The sequence below is a fragment of the Variovorax nitratireducens genome (assembly GCF_051216545.1).
Lineage (GTDB): Bacteria > Pseudomonadota > Gammaproteobacteria > Burkholderiales > Burkholderiaceae_C > Variovorax.
Map to the genome: position 1 here is coordinate 282,399 of NZ_JBPJZO010000005.1, position 20,811 is coordinate 303,209.

Sequence of the window (20,811 nt, forward strand, 5' to 3'; positions counted from 1 at the left end):
CGAGCCTAGCGTGCCAGAGAAGGCTCGGCACGCCGGCCGCCGAGCGTGAGCCACGTCAGCGCCAGCGCCACCAGCGCGCCGGCCGCCATGCCGACCACCATCGGCAACGGCCGCCCGTCGGTGAACAGGCCCACCAGCGCCATCATCAGCGCACCGGTGAGCATCTGCAGCGTGCCCATCAGCGCCGATGCAGTGCCGGCGATGGCGCCATGCTGCTCCAGCGCGAGCACGCCGGTGGTCGGAATCACCAGGCCCATGAAGCCGCTGGCAATGAAGTACAGCACGATCAGCACCGCCAGGCGGTCGCCGCCCATCGCGTAGTAGGCGAGCATGACCAGCATCACCACACTGCTGGCCAGCACGCCGAACTGCACCAGCCGCACCAGCCCGTAGCGTTCGCCCAGCGTGCCGGTGAGCTGCGCAGCGGCAAAGAACGCCGCCGCGTTGACGCCGAAGGCCACGCTGTACATCGTGGGCGACAGCCCGTAATGGTCGATCAGGACGAACGACGAGTTGGCCAGGTAGGTGAAGAAGCCGGCCATCGCGAACGCGCCGATGAACACCAGCCCGAGATAGTGCCCGTCGCGCAGCAACAGCCAGTAGCCGGCCAGCGCGCTGCGCAGGCCGCTGTCGACCCGCTGCGCCGGCAGCCGCGTTTCCTGCAGCGACGCGAACATCATCACGAGCCCGGCAATGGCCGCCAGCGTCACCGCCCAGAACACGCCGCGCCAGCCGGCCAGGGCGATCACCCCGCTGCCCGCCAGCGGCGCCAGGATCGGCGAGATGCTGAACACCAGCATCAGCAACGACATCAGCCGCGCCGCGTCGGTGCCGGTGTGCAGATCGCGCACCACCGCACGCGAAATCGCCATGCCGGCCGCAGCGCCCAGCCCCTGCACGAAGCGCAGCGCGATCAGCGTCTGCACGTCGGTCGCCAGCGCACAGCCGACGCTGGCCAGCGCGAACAGCACGAGGCCAAAGTAAAGCGGCGGCTTGCGCCCCACCATGTCCGACACCGGCCCGTAAAACAACTGGCCGGCGCCGAGCGAGAGGAAGAAAGCGGTGAGGCTCATCTGAACCGCACCGATGCCAGCTCCGAGGCTTTGTCCGATTTCCGGCAAAGCCGGCAGGTACATGTCGATTGCGAACGGGCCGATGGCGGAAAGCAGGCCCAGCAACAGGGCCATCTTGAAGAAGCGGGAACTCATTGGGTTGATTGTGGCGAAGGGGGGATGGGCGTGCTGGCCAGGCCGACAAAGGCTAGGAAAAAGTCATGGGAGTGGACTTGAACTTGACGTGTCGCCCGAATTCCGGACTTTTCAAACCTGGAAGTACGGGTGCTTTCCGGTAGGCCCGAAAGGGCTCCCAGGCAGGCGCCCTGGGATGTGCCAACTTGGCCGGGCATCAGGCGTCATCGCAGCCCTTCTTGCCGCCCTCCCCGGGCGCGCAGCACTCCCGTAATGTGAAAAATCTCACGAAGGCTCGTGGGAAGCGGCCTTGCTGCTACATAAATCATAGCGTTTTGGCCTCAAGGCACAAGTCTGTAACCGATTGTGTGAACTTCTTCCTTAAGAAATGAATACCTTCGACCTAAAGTCGAAAGTATTCAATTTCCGCTTCGGCGGGGCGATTGCAACCTCGGAAGGAACGACATGAACTGCGTTTACAGGATCATCTGGAATTCGGCGAAAGGCCTTTGGGCCGTGGCATCGGAGCTGGCAACCGGCGTGGGCAAGTCGGCGAAAACCGGTACTTCCATGCCCGATTCGCAACTCCAAACGCCTGAGTTTGCGCGGGCCAAGGGGCTGCAGGCTTGTGTTGCGGTCGCACTTCTCGCCTTGGCGGGGGTCGCCCCGGCGGCGAACTGCGGCAACGACAAGGACGTCGGCAAGGCCACCTGCTCGCCACCCGCACCGGCGCCCGCTCCTGCTCCTGCTCCTGCTCCTGCTCCTGCTCCTGCTCCTGCTCCTGCTCCTGCTCCTGCTCCTGCTCCTGCCCCTGCCCCTGCTCCTGCTCCTGCTCCTGCACCGGCACCGGCACCCGCTCCGGCTCCGGCTCCGGCTCCGGCTCCGGCTCCTGCACCGGCTCCGGCTCCGGCTCCTGCACCGGCTCCGGCTCCGGCCCCTGCTCCGGCTCCTGCACCGGCTCCGGCGCCCGCTCCGGCTCCTGCCCCTGCTCCGGCTCCGGCCCCTGCTCCGGCTCCGGCCCCTGCTCCGGCTCCGGCTCCGGCTCCGGCTCCGGCCCCTGCCCCTGCTCCGGCTCCTGCTCCTGCACCGGCTCCGGCGCCCGCTCCTGCACCGGCTCCGGCGCCCGCTCCTGCTCCGGCGCCCGCTCCGGCACCGGCACCTACATCAGAGGAGGCCAAGAGTCCCGCACCGGCAACCGCCGCCGAGCCGGCGACCGTGGAGCCCGAAAAGAAGGTGATTGAGCCCGCCCCGGTCGCACCTCCTTATCGGAACGAGATGCCGCTCCTCGCCGCCCTCCCGGCGCAAGTTCGCCAAGCGGATCTCGCGATGCTGGGCAACCTGAACCGCCGGGTCGGCGATTCGGGGCCTGCCCGCGAAGCCTGGGTGCGTGCCGTCTACACCAACCTCGACATTCGCCAGGACAGCAGCGCCGCACCGCACAGCCGAGGTCATGTGAGCGGCCTGCAGGCAGGCGCCGACCTTCTGGCCGGCAACAACTGGCGCGCCGGCATCTATGTCGGCTCCCTGGATGGGGGCGTCGACGTCAGCGGCAACGCGCGCGGCACCTTCGGCAGGGTCGGCAACACCGATCTGCAGTCGCGCTACCTTGGCGGCTATGCGACCTGGAGGGATGCGAGCGGCTGGTATGTCGATGCCGTGCTGCAAGCGGGCAGCCACCGCTATAGCGTGCGGCCCGACGGCAGTCTCACGGTGTCGGGCAAGGCACGCAGCTTCTCGGCATCGATAGAAGCCGGCAAGTCCTTCGCCCTGGCCGATGGCTGGAGCATCGAGCCGCAAGCACAGCTCATCCGCCAACGAACACGTTTCGACGACGTGTCGGTCGCCGGCGCGCGCGTCCATCAGGACGCCGAAGGAGGCTGGATCGGCCGCCTCGGTGTGCGCGTCAAGGGCGACATCTCCACCGGGGCGGGTCGGCTGCAGCCCTATGCACGGGTCAACGTGTACCGCGCGAGTTCGGGGGCCGATGTGGCGACTTTCATCGGCACGGCCGCCAGCACCCGTATCGCCAGCTCAAGCGGCTACACCTCGACGGAAGTCGCGGCCGGCTTTTCGCTGGCGCTGACGCCGGTCACCACGGTATTCGGCGAGCTCGGGCGCACCTTCGGCACCGGCGGCGACGCCCGGGTGAAGTCGTCGGTTCAGGGCACGGTCGGCCTGCGCGTGACTTGGTAGGAAAGTGACGCCCCCCGTGGGCGTGACTTCTTGCGCGGAACGATTAGCAAATAGTTACAAAAAGTCTATTTTGTTAACCTAAGTAGTAAAATGTGACGTTCTCACATACGCGTTCTTTCGCGCGAAATGTGCCTACAAGACCCATCGATGACCCCATCGTTGGGAGGAGGAGACGCCAATGCTTGTGCACAAGCTGGACAGGATAAACGCGATGGATACAGGTCTTGCCGCCGACGCCGCCGATGCGCGCATGGTCGCCAGGATGCGGCTCGTGCTGTCCGTCTCTGCCCTCCTCGCGGTTTTTGTCGATCCTTCGGGTTTGAGGGGAATCGGAGGCTTCACGTGGCTCCTGTTCTTCGGCTACATCCTGCACAGCCTTGCCGTCTACATCTCTACGCAGTTCGATGCCTCGTTTTCGCAGAGCAAGCTGATTCACTGGCTGGATATCTGCTGGTATGGGTTGATCGTTCTGTTCACGGACGGGATCCACAGCTTCTTCTTCCTCTTCTTCTTTTTCGCCATCCTCACCTCGTCCTTCCGATGGGGCTTCAACGAGGGCGCGCGCGTCACCCTCGCTTCGGTCGGATTGTTCGCCGCCTGCGGACTGGGAACGACCACCGAACAGGATCTGCCCCGCCTGCTGCTGCGAGCCACCTTCCTGCTTGCGTTCGGCTACATGAGCATCCATTGGGGCGGCTCGAAGGTCGAACTGAAGCGGCGGCTCGCGCTGCTTCGCGACGTCAGCCGCGTATCGAATCCGCGCTTTGGCGTCGATCACACCGTCACCAGCGTCCTGGAGAAGACACAGGTGTTCTTCCAGGGAAGCTGCTGCTTGCTGATTGTTCGGGACAAGGAGTCGGGCGCCTATTTCCTGCGCACCATCAGGGAGGGCGACGCGAAGCATTCGGTCAATGCCGAATGTATCGACGCCGAAGCGGCCGCGCCGCTCGTCGCGCTCCCACAGAACCGCATCGTTGTCCATAACAGCGCGATCTGGCCAAAGTTGTCCTCGTTCGCCGGAGCCGCGGTGTACGACAGCACCGAGGGAAGATGGAACAAGCACGAGCAAGCGGCCTGCGAAAGCCTGGCCGAGCTTCTGGATGCCCGTTCGTTTATCAGTGCACCGGTGTCGCTCCGAAGAAGCGAAGGCCGCATCTATGTGTTCTCCCGCCAGACCGGTTTCAGAAAGGCCGACGCGCTCTTCCTGAGCCATATCGCTGCCCAGGCCTTCCCCGTGATCGAGAACATCGAACTGCTGGACCGGATGGCCTCGGATGCAGCTTCGCAGGAACGCCAGAAGATCGCGCTGGATCTTCATGACACGGCCATCCAGCCCTACATCGGACTGAAGATGGGCCTGAGCGCGCTGCGCAAGAAGGCGGCCGCCGACAACCCGCTGATCGAGGATCTCGACAAGCTGGCGAGCATGGCCGCCAAGGTCATCGGCGACTTGCGCCGCTACGCCGGCACGGTCAAGAACGGCCTGGGCAAGACGGAGCAGGTTCTTCTCTTGGTCCTGCGCCAGCAGGCAGCGCAGGCAAGAGATTTCTACGGGATCGACATCTCGGTCTGCGTGCAGGGCGAACTCAACGTGAGCGATCGGCTGACCGCGGAGATATTGCAGATCGTGCGCGAGGGCTTGAGCAACATCTGCAGGCACACGTTTGCGCACCACGGCGCCGTCAGGCTGGAATGCGCGAACGGCTTGCTCAGGATCCAGATCGAGAACGAATGCGACGGAACACAGTCGGTCGAATTTCAGCCGAGGTCGATCACGGAACGCGCCACCGCGCTCGGCGGAAACGCTCAGGTCATGCGGAAAACAAGCGGCGGCACCTCCGTGCACGTCGAGATACCCATCTAGGAGGTGGAACATGCAGCCAGTCGAAAAACCCATCGGTGTCATGCTTGTCGACGATCACCAGACGATGCTGTGGGGATTGTCCAGATTGATCGACGGCGAGAAGCCGCGAATGCATGTGGTCGGGACGGCTAGAAGCTGCGAAGAAGCGCTCGAGCAAGTCGACCAGGTGATTCCCGACGTCATCCTGCTGGATCTCGATCTGGGCGGCAAATGCGCGCTGGACATTCTCCCGGGCCTGCTGTCCAACTCGGTCTCCCGCGTAATGATCCTGACCGGCGAGCGCCAGCAAAAAACTCTTGACCTGGCAGTCCTCGGCGGCGCCCGGGGTGTGCTGCGGAAAGACGCAGCCGCGGACCAGGTGCTCCTTGCGATCGAAAGAATGCACAAGGGCGAGCTGTGCGTGGACAACGAAACGATGGGCCGCGTGTTCGCGGAGTTCGTCGACTCCAAGCGTGCGCACAAGGCTGATCCCGAAACGGAGAAGCAGTCGACCCTGACCTGCAAGGAACGAAAGATCATCTACGCGGTGGTCGAGGGCAGCGGCGCATCGAACAAGGCGCTGGCCGAGCGGCTGTTCATCACCGAACACACCTTGCGCAACCACCTGACCTCGATCTACCAGAAGCTCGAGGTGAGCAATCGGCTCGAGCTGTACGTCTACGCCGTCAAGCGCCACCTGGACAAGCTGCCGTCCTGAGGGCGGCGGCGCCTTTCTGTCACCGTCCGCCGAACATGGGGACGAGGGTTCGCATGATCTGAATGGCGGCCGGGCCAAGGATCACCATAAGGATTGACGGGAATATGCACAAGACCAGCGGAATGAGCATCTTGGTCGGAATCTTGGCGGCGATCTCCTCCGCACGCACTTGCCGTTTATGTCGCAGATCATCGGAAAAAACTCGAAGCGATTCGCCGATGCTCGTTCCGAACTTGTCGGCTTGGGTCAGCATGGTGGCAAAGATGCCGATTTCCTCGACGCCCGTGCGAATGGCCAGATTGCGCAGCGATTTCTCGCGCGTCCCGCCGGCCCGCATCTCGAGATTCGTCCAGTGGAGTTCTTGCGCCAGGGCGACGCTTTTCATCTTGATTTCATCGGTAACCTTTACCAGGCCGGCATCGAGCCCCAGGCCTGCCTCGACGCAAACCAGCATCAAGTCGGCAGCGTCGGGAAAGTTCTCGAAGATCTCCCGCTTCCGGTTTCTCGTCAGCAGGTACAGGGCGAAATTCGGCAGATAGCAGCCGATCAATGCCGCCACGGCGAGGTACATCACCAGCGTCAAGCCTGTCGTTTGATTGGACGATCTCAGGGCAATAAAGGCCAGCCCGGAGAGAACGAGCGGCAGCAGCGTCTTGGATCCGAAGAAGATCAGATGCGCGTCGGGGTGCCGTATGCCTGCGTTGAGAAACTTGACGCGCAGCGGCGATGCCTGACCGTCGATCGGCGGCGCCGAAAGCTGAGCGAAGGGGCCGACGATTTTCACCACGGATTCCGTCCACTGCGACTTGCCTGTCGGATTGGACATGGCTTGCAGCCGCTGTTCTGTCTTGCTGGGGGTAAGCCAGAGGAACATCCCGCCGAGTGTCAAGACCACGGCGAAGAAGATGAGCGCGGGAAATAACATCATTTTCGTTCTCCTCTATACCCGGATCTTGATGATTTTTCTGATAATCAAGACGCCGAAAGCCATCAGGATGAGCATGTACTTGATGATGGAAATGCCGATCGGGTCTTTCCACAAGGGCGACATGAAGTCCGGATTCACCAGGTTCAACACGCCCGCCAGCGCAAATGGCATCGAACCCACGATCCACGCCGACAGCCGTCCCTCGGACGACAAGACCCTGACTTTTGCATATAGCTTCAGCCGCTCGCGAACCAGACGGCTCAGATTGCCCAGCACTTCCGTGAGGTTGCCGCCGGAGTCACGCTGGACCAGTACCGCCACGACGAAATAGCGCAAGTCGGTGAGCGGGACTCTTTCGCTCAGGTTGGTCAGCGCCTGCTGCAGCGATACCCCGAAATTGACTTCGTCACTGACGATACGGAATTCGTTGGCGATGGGCTCCGCCATTTCTTCGCCGATCATTTGCAAACCGGACGAAAACGAATGTCCGGACCGCAGTGCCCGGGTCACCAGATCGAGCGCGTCGGGCAATTGACGCTCCAGTTTGTCCAGCCGGGTGCTTCGCTTGTGCTGCAAATACAGAAGCGGCAGCGCCGCCAGCACTGCACCGACCGCAGCGCTCAGCAAAAGGGTTTGATGAGCCACGCCGGCAATCAGGACGAGGCCGATCACCCCGAATCCTGCGCATATGAGCAGCAGCTTCGAGACCGTCCAGTCCAGACCAGCCTGGAGGATGAACTTGTCGAGGCTGTGAGCTCTCGGAATGCTGAACAGAAGCCGCTGGAAAGCCGGCACCTCGCTCAGCATTCGCTGCTTCAGCAACTGCGCCTGAACGGTTGCGTCATGGGAAGCGGACAGCGCCTGCAGTCGCTTTTCGAGCTTCTTGGCCTCGGGCCCTTTGTACGTCTTCCAGATCAGATACAGGGCTTCCAGAAGAAGAAGCACGGCCACGAAAACCAGTATTGCAACGACCAGGAAGGCATTGCCCTCGATGTCTTTCCACATGATCGACTCCTTTACTCGTAGCGCTTGGTCGGGTCGAACATGGCGTCCGGCAGCAGGACACCGAACGACCGCAGGCGCTCGGCGAATTTCGGCCGGACGCCGGTCGCGTGGAAGTAGCCCTGCACTTCGCCCTCGGCTCCCACGCCGGTTTGCTTGAAAGCGAAGATCTCCTGCATGGTGACGACATCGCCTTCCATGCCCGTGATCTCCTGGATGCTGGTGATCTTTCGCTTTCCGTCGATCAGTCTCAGCCCCTGGATCACGACGGTGATGGCCGAAGCGATTTGCTGACGCGCCGCGTGGTGCGGCAGGTTGAGGTTGGCCATCCCGATCATGTTTTCCAGCCTGGACAGAGCGTCCCGCGGCGTGTTGGCATGGATCGTCGTCAGCGAGCCCTCATGGCCGGTGTTCATCGCCTGCAGCATGTCGACCGCCTCGGCGCCGCGAACCTCGCCGATCACGATGCGGTCGGGTCGCATACGCAGCGCGTTGCGTACCAGGGCGCGCTGTGTGATCTCGCCTTTGCCTTCGATGTTCATGGGCCGCGTCTCCATGCGGACTACGTGAGGCTGTTGCATCTGCAGCTCGGCCGCGTCCTCGATGGTGACGATGCGCTCCGATTCCGGGATGTAGCCGGACAGGATGTTCAGCAATGTCGTCTTGCCCGCACCGGTTCCGCCCGAGATGATCATGTTGACCTTGGCCTTGCTCAGGCCTTCCAGCATGAAGGCCATCTGCGGCGTCAAGCTCTTCAGGTCATTGACCAGGTTCTCCATCTTCAGGGGGATATGAGCGAAGCGGCGAATGGACATCATCGGTCCGTCGAGTGCCACCGGTGGAATGACCGCGTTGACGCGGGAGCCGTCGGGCAATCGGGCGTCGACCATAGGGCTCGACTCGTCGATGCGCCGCCCCACCAGCGACACGATCTTGTCGATGATCCGCAGCAGATGCTTCTCGTCGGTGAAGGTGACGTTGGTGAGTTCCAGCTTCCCCTTGCGCTCGACGTAGATCTGCTCGTAGGAGTTGACCAGGATGTCGGAAACGGTGGGATCGGCCATCAATAACTCGATCGGGCCAAAGCCCAGCATTTCATGCTGGATGTCTCGAATGAGGGTGCGGCGTTCGATCTCATTGAGGGCTTCCTGCTCTTCCAGCAGCAGGCGACCGACCATCGCAGAAATCTCTTGCCGCAAGACCTCGGGCGCCAAAGTCTCCAGCGCTGCCAAGTCGAACTTTTCGAGCAGCTTCAGGTGCATCCTGCCCTTCAGCGACTTGTAGGAATCGGTGGCGACCGGATTCCTGAAGACGTCGACCGCGGGCTGAGCCTGCGGGCGCACGATGGGCTCCATCGCGACAGCATCAAGTTTTTCTCGAAATGACATGGGTACCTGCCTTGTGGATTACGGGGGAAGACGATTAGGCTTTCCGAAAGAGACGGGTGAAGAAACTGCCGTTCTGGTCTTGCCGCGGAGCCAACGACAGCGCCAGATCTGCCAGACTCTTGCTGACAGGATTAGTGCGGGAAATTGTCACCAGGGGCACACCGCGGTTGATCGAGTTGTTGACTTCTTTGTATGAGTCCGGGATCGTGAGTAGCGCGACGGAGCCCAGCGAGCGCCGCATGTCGCTGATGCCGATCTCGCTCGTCTTCTCGAAGCGATTGACGATCAGCTCGGTCTTGGTTGCCGGATAGCCCAGCGACTTGAATACCGCCAGCAACTTGCCTGCATTTCGAATCGATGGCAGCCCCGCCTGCAGCACGGGGTAGATCCGGTGAGCACGATCCAGCGCCCTGATCGCCAGTGTGTTCAGATTTCGATCCACATCCAGCAGGACGAAGTCATACAAGGTCACCGCCAGGGCGAGAATGGCATCGACATGTTCCGCTTTGACCTCCATGGCTTTGGACATGTCCTCCGGCGCGGCCAGGATGCTGAAGTTGGGCGCGACCTTGACCGTGCTTGCCACCAGGAAGGAGGCGTCCAGCCTGCTGATGTCGTGCGCGACATCAGCCACCGTGGAAGCGGGCTTGCCATCGCTGACGAACGACAGGGCATCGCCGAACTGCAGGTTTAGGTCGATCAGCAGCACCGAATTGGTTTCGGCCAGCTGATAGCCGAGATTCGTTGCCAGGAAGGTCGCGCCGCTGCCACCCTTGCATGGCATGAATGCCAGCACCTTTCCAGCCGTGGCGCTGTGAAGCCCCAGGAGCTTTGCTGCCATACGGTTCACCGCAGCCTCCAGCGCAGCCGGTGTGGCCGGCGAAGGGAGCACCTCCCGCACACCGGCGCGCATGGAATTGATCAGGAATTCCGGCGTCTGGGTGGCACAAAGCAGAATCACGGCCACTTTGGGGTGATGCGTGGTGACGTATTCGACCAGGGCCAGTTCATTGGGATCGCAGCACATGCCATCCACCACGATCAGATCCGGTTGCTCCTGTTCGGCAACCTGGCGCATTTTGCTTTTTCCGCCGTCGAACAGCACAACGGTGTGCGAATGAGCCTCGAGCACCCGGCTCATTTCCTGCAGATGGTTCTTGTTGGGAGAAATAAGGGCGATTTTCATTTTTTATCCATCAAAAATTCATGAGCAAATCGTTACGCTATTCGGGTCCTGGCGCATGATTTCCCGAGGTAGAAAGGTAGAAAAAGTCGGCATCGGTATTGGCGCAAGCCGGGCCGCACCGGCGATGGGAGAAATCCATTGATAATCAAGACTGGTGATCGTCACCGTGACGCCTTCGCAAGTCGCGGACGTACACCCCGCTGGGGTCCACGCCAGATCGATGGCATTGATCTGCGGCAGCAGCGCCTGCATCTTCGCCAGAACCTGTGCCTCGTTGCTTGTGTCATCGCAAACCACCGCGTACCGAGCGCCGAGTCTTGTCGCTTCGTTCGCGGCGCTCCAAGTGAAAAGCATGCGGCTGAAGTCTGTTATTCCGAATAGGAACATGAAAAAGATGAAGAGGCTCAGAGCGAATTCCACGACGGTCGCGCCGGTTTGTTTTCTTTTCATGTCGCACCTCTCATTGTTGCGGTGATGTCGCTAAAGACAATGTCGCCATTGGCATCGCCGAAGACGACGCCGAAGACACTGATAAAAAGCGAGTGAAACGTGAATCCGCTGATTCGGACGGTCACGGTATTTATCACCGGATTGGTACCCGCCGTCTGCCACGTGCAGCAGCTTGCGGCCGGCACGTTGGCAAGGCTGAGCCCGCGTGCCAAAGGCGCTCCAGTGCCCGCAAGGTTGCCGTAGACCATCAGATTTCGAGCTTCTGTAATTTGAGTGCCCGGCGTCTGCAATGAGAGATAGCGCACGGCGTCCCGTGTCGACTTCGTAACGACGTTGTACTCAAACATCGCGCGTCCGAACTCTGTAGTAATAAAGGTCAGCAGCAACAAAAGGGGAATGATCAAGGTCAGCTCGACCAGCGCCACTCCGGATTCTTTGGTTTTCATATCAAGTCCTTACCTCACGAGAACCGGTACAAGCGGCCCTGCTGCACCACCTGGAAGTCCGCTGGTCGTGCAGGGGCTGTCGGTCGCCGAGGCGTTGCCCCTGAATTCCAGTTGCACGTTCGTCATCGGGATTGATAGAGGCTGCAGCATGAGCATGCATGCATAGTCGACGACTTGGCCGCCGCCATTGATCACTGGTACCGTGACGATGCGTCGATTGCGTCCATATTGCTTATGCCCACCCGGCGTGTTGCCTGGCGCAGCTAGCTTCTGGAAGCCGTTCAACGACAAATAGGGGGCCGAGATCGACTCGCAGCTCTTTGCGCCCTTGACCTTGGTCCCGGTGTCGGCGCAGGAGGCGAATGCCTTGCGCTTGGTCAGGAAATTCTCGGCGGTCGGCGCGGCGGCACCAGGCGCTGGACCATCGTAGGCGCTCTGCCGGGCCGGCCAATTGGTCGCGGTGTAGGCGTAACCGGTGAAGTCCGGGTTGCCCACAGTCGCGGCCGGATCGGCGTTATTCTTGTAGATCCCGAAGCGGTAGTTCCAGGCATCGGCAACGGACGCCTGCACACCAGGCGTTCCCAATGTGTCGCCCACTTTCGTTCCGCAATGACCGTTCAATTCGGCTTCGGTTTCGGACGCGCTATTGGAGCCATCCAGATTGGCCCAGCCGATCTCGCCGCCCTGAGCCCCATTCTGCTCGTTGATCAGGGTGATCCATTCGCCCACAGCGAACCCGTAGTTCGGGGCAGTGCCGCCTGGCTTGGGTTTGAGCCCCACCGGAACAGGGCAGGTGGTCTGCGCGCTGCCGCGGGTGGCGACCGCCGTCGCCGCAACGTTGCGGGTTGCGGGATTGCCTGCCGTGTCGCCCGAGAAGCCGCCCATGGCTGCCAACAGCCACATGTTCACATTCGGCTGCGTGTGTTGGCACTGCGCATACTTGGCGAGCGCGAAATCGCCGGTCGTCACATATGCGGAATCCTTGAAGGTGATGTCGGCATCGACGATTTGGCCTTGGCCGCTCCAGTCGGCAGACTGCATGTTGACGCGGTTCAGATTACCAGCCGTCTTGCCGGCGCTTCTCGCGCGTTCGAATGCAGTACTCTGCCCGTCCAATTCCCCCGCCGCCGCCAATGCACAGCTGTCCATCGCGGTTTGCAATTCTGTTTTGACAACAAAGAGGCGACCAAAATCCAATGCAATTCCCATGAAGCCGAGCAGAAACAGCAGCGCGAGCGCTGTTGTAATGATCACTGCTCCGCGCTGACGGTGGCGGTGGCAATGGTGAATGGCTGGGCGTGGCATGAGAGGTCCTCTGTTGATCGAAACTCGCCATTGAACTACGGGCACGAGACCGCGGTCAGACAGTTGGTCAGTTGTTGGATCAAGCCACCGATGCCACCGCCGAGTGTCAGAGGCTGGAGCGCCACGACCAATACGAGCGATATCACTGCGACGATCAACGCGTATTCCACTATCTGGGCACCTTCTTCGTCCCTGAAAAATGCGGTCAACATATGAACTTCCTTTGTTGATACTCAGCTGAAACCGAGGCCAAATGGCAGAATATTTGAAGAATTCTGCTGTCCATGGGCTGCCGTGGCTGGGCAAACGATGGCGCCGCTAACTTTGGCGCCGCCGTCTACCCTTGCCAAAAGCATCTGATTAATTGCCGCAGTTCGCCCCGTCGGTCAAGCAAGTTCCAACCATTGCGATAAATGTAGTGAACGAACCGCCATTCAATTGCTGCAGTGCGACGATCAGGACGAGCGATACGACAGCGATGATCAGCGCGTACTCAACGATCTGAGCGCCCTCTTCATCTCGCAGAAAGGAACCGATGGAATTACGAGTTGCATTAAGAAAATTGGTCATTTTGAATACCTTTGAATTAATAAAATATTGACTATTTAATTTGATTGGTAGAGGATTTTTTGATACTCAGTTGCCAACTCCTTTCTATTAAATTTTCTGATTCAGAGGGTGATCTGAGGCTACTTGGTGCCGCCGGCAATGTTTCCGCCGATGTTGATGACATTGACTGCAGGTGGCGGCGTCTTGTAGGTTCCGTGGTAAAGAATGATCGTCTCCCGCGCCGCTTTACCGTCCATTCCAACCACCGGGTCGGGATTCTTTCCAGCGTCCGGGTTGATGGTCATTTTTTTCTTGGCGTCGCGCACGGCGTCACCGAAGCGTGCGTCGTAGTTCGGTGTCACCGACGAACACCCCGCCACCAGGCTGAGGAGCAATGCAATTGCAGGAAGCTTCTTGGTCATGACGCCCTCTTTATTTGGTTTCGGAAGCAGGAGGAAATGGAGCCGGCTGGGAGCTTTCCAGGGCACCGTTGAAATAAACCTCGGCGCGGCTGGGCACGACGTGGTTGTCGGTGGGCAGCCTGGGTGTTTCGGACAGCGGCCTGACCAGGCGCGGCGTAATCACGAACAGCAATTCCGTCTGGTCGTTCTGGAACTCGGTGCTGCGAGCGAGGGCGCCCACCACCGGCACCTCGCCGAGTCCCGGAAAGCGCTTCACCGTTTCGGTGACGTTGTTCTTGATCAAGCCTGCGATGACGAAGCTTTGTCCGTCATTGAGCTGCACGGTGGTGTCGGCCCGGCGTACCGTGAGCGAGGGCAACACGGAGGTGACGCCGCTCACGGTAGTGAAAGGCGAGCCGGTCTGCGAGAGATCCGAGACCTCGGACACCATCTTCAAGTTAATCCGGCCGCCGTTCAGCACCGTGGGCGTGAATTTCACACCGATGCCGAATTCCTTTTCTTCCAGCGTGATGGTGGGGATGCCGCCGCTCTGGGTCTGGGAGACCGGGATATAGATCTTGCCGCCCGACAGGAAGCTGGCCTGCTGCCCGCTGATGGCCATGATGTTGGGCTCGGCGAGGACGCGCACCAGGCCATCGTCTTTCTGGCCGTCGATCGAGATGGCCGTCTTGCCAATCCGTAGCGCTTCCGCAAATGCACCACCTCCGCTCAGGAAGCTGGAGATCAGCGTATAGGTGTTTGTGCCGCCGTTGGTGAATCTGCGCGCAGCGATGCTCGACCCCAGCCTGTCAAGCAAGGTCTTGCTGACTTCGGCGATCTTGACTTCGAGCATGACCTGCTGCGGCGACGTGATGCGAAGCAGGTTCACCACCTTCTTGCCGTCGCCGTAGGAGGTCGCCAGACTCATGATGTCGTCCAGCTTCAGCGCATCGCTGACCTCGCCTGTGAGCACGATGGCCCTTTCGGCGCCCCGCACCTTGATGCGGTTTTCCTCGGGCATCAATTCGGTCAGCTTAGCCTGCAGCGCGCCCGAATCGACCGTGACGATGATGTCCTTGATGAAGCAGGCGCCCTGCGCGTTTTGCAGGATCACGTTCATCGATCCCGCGACCTTTCCCCTGAAGAACAGGTCCGTCGGGCTGAGCAGCATGACTTCCATGTCGGCCACGCCGTCGTTTGCACTCGCTTGGGACGCAGGGGCGGGTCGTGCCGGCGCCGCTGCCTGCCCAGGCGCGGTCGCCGCGGCGGCACTGGGTGCAGGAACTCTGGTCGGCGGTTGGCCGCTCACGATGATGCGGGCGACCCGCACATCGAGCGGTATGACAGTCGACTTCCCGAGGGTCACGTAGGTCGGGCGGTCGTCGTGGACCACGGATGTGCAACGCTTGGTGCCGCCGGAACTTGCAGGACTGGCAGGAGCTGCACTGGGGGCTGCCGAAGCGACGGCAGGATCGTCGGCCGAAAAAGATGGGCCCGTCAACGCCAGCGCCGCGAGCAGCACCAGGGACTTGTGTTGGTTGTGCACTTGAACTTCTCCTCTGTGTTCTTCGATCAGAAGCAATTGAGGGCTCGACCGGAGCTCTGAATGACTTCCACGCATTCCATGGCGGGAGCCACGACGGGCTTGCTGATGGATGGCCTGGACTTGGCCGTGGCAGGGGCCGGGGCAGCGGCCACCACCGATATGGGCAGGATTTCCTTGTCGCCAAAGAGCTGGCGCTTGGTGATTCCGTTGGTCGCGACCGTTGTCTTGTCCACCTGGTTGCGCAGCACCAGGGACAGCGTGCCGACGCTGCGGGCGAGGTCGAGCTTTTCGGAATCCTCCGGCGACAACTCGAGCGTCACGGCGTTGACCACCTTGGGCTTGGTGTCGTCGCGGCTCGCTTCCTGTGCGATGGCCAAGACCAGCACGTGCTCCAGCACCGTCTTGCTGATCTGCTTTGCTTCTTCGCCCTTGGCCCTTTCCTGCTGCGCGTTCACCATGACGTCGACGTAGTTGCCGGGGAGCGCGAAGCCGGCGACGCCGACCACGTCGTTGACGCGCACCGTCATGGCCCGCTTGCCGGGGGCGATGACCGCGGAAAGGCCGCCTTTGGTTCCTACCGGCGCCAGCTTTCCTTCGAGGATCGCCTCGCCGCGCAGCACGCCGACTTTGGCGACGCGGTCCTGCACATCCTTGAGGTCGTGGAACGCCCCGACCGGGACAGACCCGCTCGGCCAATCAGTGGTCGACAGCATTTGCGGATTGATCTTGCTGCCGAGTTCAATATCGACCACGGCAACCACTACCTTGTTGGAGGCGATATTTCCTTGACGCGATACCCAGCCCGACGCATAGACGGCGGCAGCCAAGCCGATCATCAATGCCAGAATTAGAAGACCCATTGCCTTGATATTTCTCATTTAATGCTCCACTAATTGATGTTGCGACCTGCGCCGACCTATGCGTAGCCCAATTGCCGGCCTAGCACATACCCTATCGTCCCGATGCTGATGCAAATGCCATACGGGAGTTTTCCGATCGATTGGCTAGCCTCTATTCGAGCGTCGGGTTTGAAGCCCGCGAACGTCGATGCCATCATGCCGAATACCGCTGTTCTTGCGTTGCGTAGCATGCATCCCAGTTTGCCTCTGAGAAATGCAAATCCGACTGCGGCTATTCCCCCTACGATGAAAGCAAAAAGAACGGCCTGGAGTGTTTCGTGGACTCCCAGGAATGCGCCAACCATTGCCATCAGCTTGACGTCACCTGCGCCCATGACACCCAGCACATAGGCCGGCAGCATGATCAGAAAGCCGAGGAAAAGCCCTCCGAACGCCTGCAAGAAAGCTTCTGGCGGCAACACGGCAATGACGGTCTTGTAGACCAGCGCAAAAGCGGCACCGCCGAACGTCAGCCAATTGGGAATTCTGTAGGTGCGGTAGTCGCTGACGGAGGCGACGACGAGCAGCACGAACAGCACCACAATGCGCAGATCGGTCGCCAGCATGGCCAGAAGTTCGAGCAGCGCGTGGAATTCTTGCATTTTCAATGTCCTTCAATTCTGTTTATGCCAAGCGAGCAATAAAAGCATGCAGACGACCATAATCAGGGAACCCACTAGTGCATATTCGATGAGCGAGGCGCCTGCCTCTTCCTTCAACAGATCGGCGAACGTATGCGACAGGCGATTCGCAAATCTCATGCATTTCTCCTGTGTTGCGTTTTCATTGGTAGGCCTGATCTCAATTACCAGTCAAGCGTCTTGCTTGGGGTTAATGTAGAGATACAAACAAATGGATACATGAGCGTTGCGCCCTTATTTGGGCGGGGCAGAACGCCTCTTCCAACGAATTCGCCGCATGACAAAACGCCTACCAAAGTACTCACTTTGGATGCATCTATGGGCTACAGGCGTGAATGAGCCGACCGGCGGCCGCTCGAGGGGAGTCAGGGCGGCGCGGTCGGCGAGCAAAGCGCACGAGAGGTTTGAACCAGGGGGCCTGGCCTGCTGGTTGCAGGGCCTTAGCAGCGCCGATCAGGTGGCGCGCGACCCTCTTCAAGCTGGCGCGACGGTCACTGGCCGGTGATCGGCTGGCAACGCCAGCAGCACTTCCGGCGCCGTGATCTTTGAATCAAATGCTCCCTACGCGGGCATATTCCCAGGCAGCGACGCAGCACGCCCGAGCCTGTAGGCCAGTTGCGCGCGGGTGAGTCCCAGGCGGCGGGCGGCAGCGGCCAGATTGCCTTTGGCTTGTGCGACCGCTTGGTCGAGCAGTTGCCGTTCGACTTCCGCGAGGCTCAACGCTTCGGTTCCCAGGCGCTGCTCCAGCAGCGCCAGCAGATCCGGCGCGACCTGGGTCGGCTGGACGGTCAGGCCGCCGTGCGCGCCGATTGCCAGCAGCGTCTCTTCGGACAACTGCTCGCGCCGGAACATGTGGGGTACGTCGATTGCGCTGCCGTCCTCGGCCGAGATGACGCCGCGCTCGACCAGGTTCTGCAACTCCCGGATGTTGCCGGGAAAGGCGTACTGCAGCAGCGCCCGCACCGCGCGCGGCGTAAAGCCCGCGACCTGGCGGCCGTGGCGCCGTGCCTCGCGTTGCAGGAAGTGGTTCATCAGCAGCGGCACGTCGTCGCGCCGTTCGCGCAGCGGCGGCAGATGGATGGGGAATACGTTGAGCCTGAAGAACAGGTCTTCGCGGAACCGCCCTTCCCGCACCTGCGCCTGCAGGTCGACATTGGTGGCCGCGACCACGCGCACGTCGACTTGCAGGGTGCGAGTGCCGCCCACCCGCTCGATCTCCCCTTCCTGCAGCGCGCGCAGCAGCTTGCCTTGGCTCACCGGGCTGAGCGTGGCGATCTCGTCAAGCAGCAATGTGCCGCCGTTGGCGCGCTCGAAGCGCCCCGGGCGCGAGGCGGTCGCGCCGGTGAAGGCGCCGCGCTCGACGCCGAACAGCTCGGACTCGATCAGCGTGTCCGGAATGGCGGCGCAGTTCACGGCCACGAAGGCCTGGTCGGCACGCGCGCTGATGCGGTGCAGGCGGCGCGCAAAAGCCTCCTTGCCGACGCCCGACTCGCCGGTAAACAGCACGGTGGCCTGGGTGCGCGCCACCCGCTCCAGCTGGTGGCAGACCGAGTTGAAGGCGGACGAGGCGCCGACCATCTCATGCCGATCGAAGGGCTCGGCAGCACGGTCGGACAAGGCGCTTGGCGGCGTCGCGGCAGGTCGGACGGTGGCAGCGGTTGGCTTGGGCGGTTCGGTCAAATCACCCACCTGCAGGTAGCGCAGATCCTCGCTCACGTCGCCCCAGGCTTCGGCGTGTCGCCCGATGACGCGGCAGACGTGCGAGCCCATGGAGCGGCATTCGACTTCGCGGAACACCACGAGCTTGCCGAGCAGGCTGGTCACGTAGCCGGTGGCATAGCCGATCTGGGACCAGCAGGCTGGTTCCGTGCCCAGGCCGTAGGCCGCGATGTGTTCGTCGTCTTCGCTCGAGTGTTCCCAGAGAAACTCGCCTTCGTAGATGCCACGGTCGATGTCGAAGTCGAAGGCCTTCGGAGTGACCTTGACCATGCCCTCGAGCGCGTGCAGCCGCGTGCCGGCCATGAACACCGACGCGGCGTCGCCCTGGGGCCAGCGCTCGCGCACCAACTGGGCATCGCGTGCGCCCGAAACGTAGCCCGAGCGCGTCAGGAGCCCGCGCGCGCGCTCCAGCCCGAGGCTGTCGATCAGTTCGCGCCGCAGGTGGCCCATCGACGAACTGTGCAGCAGCAGCATGCGCTGCTCGTTCAGCCAGATGCGCCCGTCGCCCGGCGAAAAGAACAGCGATTCGGTCAGATCGGCCAGGGTCGGGGCCTGCCCACCATCGAAATGAGCGCTGTCGCCCCGGCGCAGCATGGCACCGGTCTTCAGCGCGACATCGGCCAGGGAAATGCGGGTGGGCTTCTGCATGTCGGATGTCTCCATGTAATTATTGTTTATAACCTTTTAAGAACTTCCCGGCTCGGGAAATTGCGCATATGAGAAGTTTCCTGCCGTGCCCGTACACCCTGTGCAGTGCAGCAATCGACCTGCGGGAAAGTACCGACTTTTCCTGTGAAAAAAGCGCTTGCTGCAAGGCAGCAAATGAAGCCGGCCGCAGCTTCTGGAATATGGATTGCGATGGGTATGCCATCCGCGCCAGCCGCGGCCATGACATTCATCCCCAACCATTCCGGAGATTCCCATGGGCGCTTTCGATACCGTTTCCTTCCTCGATCCCACGCGCTGGCTCAGCCGCGTCTACGCGCCGACCTGGGTCGACGCCCTGGGTGGCATCTGTGAGGTCAAGGAGCCTGCCACCGGCGAAACCCTGACCACCGTCGGCCTGGCCAACGCCACCGACATCGCCGCCGCCACACAGCTCGCAGCCGAGGCGCAGCCGGCCTGGGCCGCGATGGCGCCGCGCGAGCGCGCGGCCATCCTGCGCCGCGCCGGCGAGCTGTTCACCCAGCACATGGTGGAGCTGGCGGTCTACGTGGCCCGCGAAACCGGCGGCATCATGGCCAAGGCACAGCACGAGGTGCGCGAGGCCGCCACGCTGTGCCACCTGGCGGCCGGCATGGTGCTGCAACCGCAGGGTCTGACGCTGCCGACCACGCCAGGGCGCCTGAACATCGCGCGCCGCGTGCCGCATGGTGTGGTGGGCGTGATCTCGCCGTTCAACTTTCCGCTGATCCTGTCGCTGCGTGCGGTGGCGCCGGCGCTCGCGGCCGGCAACGCGGTGGTGCTCAAGCCCGATCCGCAAACGCCCGTGAGCGGCGGCTTCATCATGGCGCGGGTGTTCCAAGAAGCCGGCCTGCCGGCCGGCGTGCTGCAGGTGCTGCCCGGCGGCCCTGAGGCGGGTGAGGCGCTGGTGACCGACCCGCATGTGCGCATGATCCAGTTCACCGGCTCGACCGCGGTGGGCCGGCGCATCGGCGAGCTGTGCGGCAAGCATCTGAAGAAGGTGTCGCTGGAGTTGGGCGGCAAGAGCTCATTGATCGTGCTCGACGACATCACGAGCGAGGCCGACCTCGACCGCGCGGCCAGCAACGTGGCCTGGGGTGCATGGCTGCACCAGGGCCAGATCTGCATGGCCTCGGGCCGCATCCTGGTGCACGAGAAGGTGGCGCCGGCGCTGATCGCGCGGCTGGTGGCCAAGGCCACCCATCTGCCGGTGGGCAACCCCACCACCGGGCAGGTCGCGCTCGGGCCCATGATCAATGCCAGGCAGGTGGCGCGTGCGCTGGCGATCGTGCAGGACTCGGTCAAGGCCGGCGCGAAGCTCGAAGCCGGCGGTACGCATGACGGCCTGTTCTTCAAGCCGACCGTGCTCAGCAACGTGCGCCCCGGCATGCGCGCCTTCGAGGAAGAAGTGTTCGGGCCGGTGGTCAACCTCACCACCTTCAGCACCGACGACGAAGCTGTCGCGCTGGCCAACGACACCGAGTACGGCCTGTCGGCGGGCGTGATTTCCAACTCGATCGCACGCGCCATGGCGATCGGCGACCGGCTCAAGACCGGCATGCTGCACATCAACGACCAGACGGTGAACGACGAGTGCACCAATCCTTTCGGCGGCATGGGCTGCTCCGGCAACGGTGGCCGCGTGGGCGGCCCGGCCGACCTCGACGAGTACACCCAATGGCAATGGGTCACGATCAAGGGCGAAGCCCCGCAGTACCCGTTCTGA

At 62.0% G+C, this 20,811-nt stretch carries 20 protein-coding genes; 4 read left to right on the plus strand and 16 right to left on the minus strand.

Translation table 11 applies throughout. The features are described 5' to 3' along the window. Positions 1-5: 5 nt before the first annotated feature. Positions 6-1,187, minus strand: a complete 1,182-nt coding sequence (locus ACSFA8_RS15790) for a multidrug effflux MFS transporter (RefSeq protein ID WP_435480481.1) — start codon at positions 1,185-1,187, stop codon at positions 6-8. Between the two features lie 465 nt (positions 1,188-1,652). Here ACSFA8_RS15790 and ACSFA8_RS15795 point away from each other — a divergent pair, with 465 nt between their 5' ends. The 3 genes from ACSFA8_RS15795 to ACSFA8_RS15805 all read left to right on the plus strand — a co-directional run bounded on the left by ACSFA8_RS15795 (position 1,653) and on the right by ACSFA8_RS15805 (position 5,941). Continuing rightward, positions 1,653-3,380 (plus strand): autotransporter domain-containing protein, encoded by a 1,728-nt coding sequence (locus ACSFA8_RS15795; protein WP_435480442.1) that lies wholly within the window; start codon positions 1,653-1,655, stop codon positions 3,378-3,380. 178 nt (positions 3,381-3,558) lie between these two features. After that, complete coding sequence (locus ACSFA8_RS15800) at positions 3,559-5,244, plus strand: sensor histidine kinase (RefSeq protein WP_435480443.1); 1,686 nt, start codon at positions 3,559-3,561, stop codon at positions 5,242-5,244. Positions 5,245-5,254: 10 nt separating this feature from the next. Then, positions 5,255-5,941, plus strand: coding sequence for a response regulator (locus ACSFA8_RS15805; protein ID WP_435480444.1), 687 nt, complete (start codon positions 5,255-5,257; stop codon positions 5,939-5,941). A 19-nt stretch (positions 5,942-5,960) separates the two neighbouring features. Here ACSFA8_RS15805 and ACSFA8_RS15810 read toward each other — a convergent pair whose 3' ends face one another. From ACSFA8_RS15810 to ACSFA8_RS15880, 15 genes are all read right to left on the minus strand, one after another. Beyond that, the gene (locus ACSFA8_RS15810; protein WP_435480482.1) at positions 5,961-6,866 is read right to left on the minus strand and encodes a type II secretion system F family protein; all 906 of its coding nucleotides are present in this window, start codon (positions 6,864-6,866) and stop codon (positions 5,961-5,963) included. A gap of 15 nt (positions 6,867-6,881) precedes the next feature. Next, positions 6,882-7,874, minus strand: coding sequence for a type II secretion system F family protein (locus tag ACSFA8_RS15815; protein ID WP_435480445.1), 993 nt, complete (start codon positions 7,872-7,874; stop codon positions 6,882-6,884). 11 nt (positions 7,875-7,885) lie between these two features. Beyond that, the gene (locus ACSFA8_RS15820) at positions 7,886-9,226 is read right to left on the minus strand and encodes a TadA family conjugal transfer-associated ATPase (protein WP_435480446.1); all 1,341 of its coding nucleotides are present in this window, start codon (positions 9,224-9,226) and stop codon (positions 7,886-7,888) included. A 67-nt stretch (positions 9,227-9,293) separates the two neighbouring features. Then, positions 9,294-10,445, minus strand: coding sequence for a CpaE/TadZ family protein (locus ACSFA8_RS15825; RefSeq protein ID WP_435480447.1), 1,152 nt, complete (start codon positions 10,443-10,445; stop codon positions 9,294-9,296). Between the two features lie 18 nt (positions 10,446-10,463). Continuing rightward, a complete protein-coding gene (locus ACSFA8_RS15830; RefSeq protein ID WP_435480448.1) occupies positions 10,464-10,895 on the minus strand; it encodes a TadE/TadG family type IV pilus assembly protein in 432 nt (143 codons plus the stop codon). Next, on the minus strand, positions 10,892-11,341 hold the full coding sequence (locus ACSFA8_RS15835) for a TadE/TadG family type IV pilus assembly protein (RefSeq protein WP_435480449.1): 450 nt from the start codon (positions 11,339-11,341) through the stop codon (positions 10,892-10,894). The genes ACSFA8_RS15830 and ACSFA8_RS15835 overlap by 4 nt, the downstream gene beginning before the upstream one ends. Positions 11,342-11,350: 9 nt before the next feature. Beyond that, the gene (locus tag ACSFA8_RS15840; RefSeq protein WP_435480450.1) at positions 11,351-12,646 is read right to left on the minus strand and encodes a pilus assembly protein TadG-related protein; all 1,296 of its coding nucleotides are present in this window, start codon (positions 12,644-12,646) and stop codon (positions 11,351-11,353) included. 35 nt (positions 12,647-12,681) lie between these two features. Further along, positions 12,682-12,858, minus strand: coding sequence for a Flp family type IVb pilin (locus ACSFA8_RS15845; RefSeq protein WP_435480451.1), 177 nt, complete (start codon positions 12,856-12,858; stop codon positions 12,682-12,684). Positions 12,859-13,006: 148 nt separating this feature from the next. After that, positions 13,007-13,216 (minus strand): Flp family type IVb pilin, encoded by a 210-nt coding sequence (locus tag ACSFA8_RS15850; RefSeq protein ID WP_435480452.1) that lies wholly within the window; start codon positions 13,214-13,216, stop codon positions 13,007-13,009. A 119-nt stretch (positions 13,217-13,335) separates the two neighbouring features. Beyond that, on the minus strand, positions 13,336-13,617 hold the full coding sequence (locus ACSFA8_RS15855) for a hypothetical protein (RefSeq protein WP_435480453.1): 282 nt from the start codon (positions 13,615-13,617) through the stop codon (positions 13,336-13,338). Positions 13,618-13,627: 10 nt separating this feature from the next. Next, complete coding sequence (locus tag ACSFA8_RS15860) at positions 13,628-15,172, minus strand: type II and III secretion system protein family protein (RefSeq protein WP_435480483.1); 1,545 nt, start codon at positions 15,170-15,172, stop codon at positions 13,628-13,630. Further along, entirely contained in the window at positions 15,169-16,020 is an 852-nt protein-coding gene (cpaB, locus tag ACSFA8_RS15865) for a Flp pilus assembly protein CpaB (RefSeq protein WP_435480454.1), read from the minus strand. The genes ACSFA8_RS15860 and cpaB overlap by 4 nt, the downstream gene beginning before the upstream one ends. A 38-nt stretch (positions 16,021-16,058) precedes the next feature. Then, the gene (locus tag ACSFA8_RS15870; protein ID WP_435480455.1) at positions 16,059-16,643 is read right to left on the minus strand and encodes an A24 family peptidase; all 585 of its coding nucleotides are present in this window, start codon (positions 16,641-16,643) and stop codon (positions 16,059-16,061) included. A 12-nt stretch (positions 16,644-16,655) separates the two neighbouring features. After that, entirely contained in the window at positions 16,656-16,802 is a 147-nt protein-coding gene (locus ACSFA8_RS15875) for a Flp family type IVb pilin (RefSeq protein ID WP_435480456.1), read from the minus strand. 441 nt (positions 16,803-17,243) lie between these two features. Next, on the minus strand, positions 17,244-19,049 hold the full coding sequence (locus ACSFA8_RS15880; protein WP_435480484.1) for a sigma 54-interacting transcriptional regulator: 1,806 nt from the start codon (positions 19,047-19,049) through the stop codon (positions 17,244-17,246). A gap of 274 nt (positions 19,050-19,323) precedes the next feature. Here ACSFA8_RS15880 and ACSFA8_RS15885 point away from each other — a divergent pair, with 274 nt between their 5' ends. Continuing rightward, the gene (locus tag ACSFA8_RS15885; RefSeq protein WP_435480457.1) at positions 19,324-20,811 is read left to right on the plus strand and encodes a benzaldehyde dehydrogenase; all 1,488 of its coding nucleotides are present in this window, start codon (positions 19,324-19,326) and stop codon (positions 20,809-20,811) included.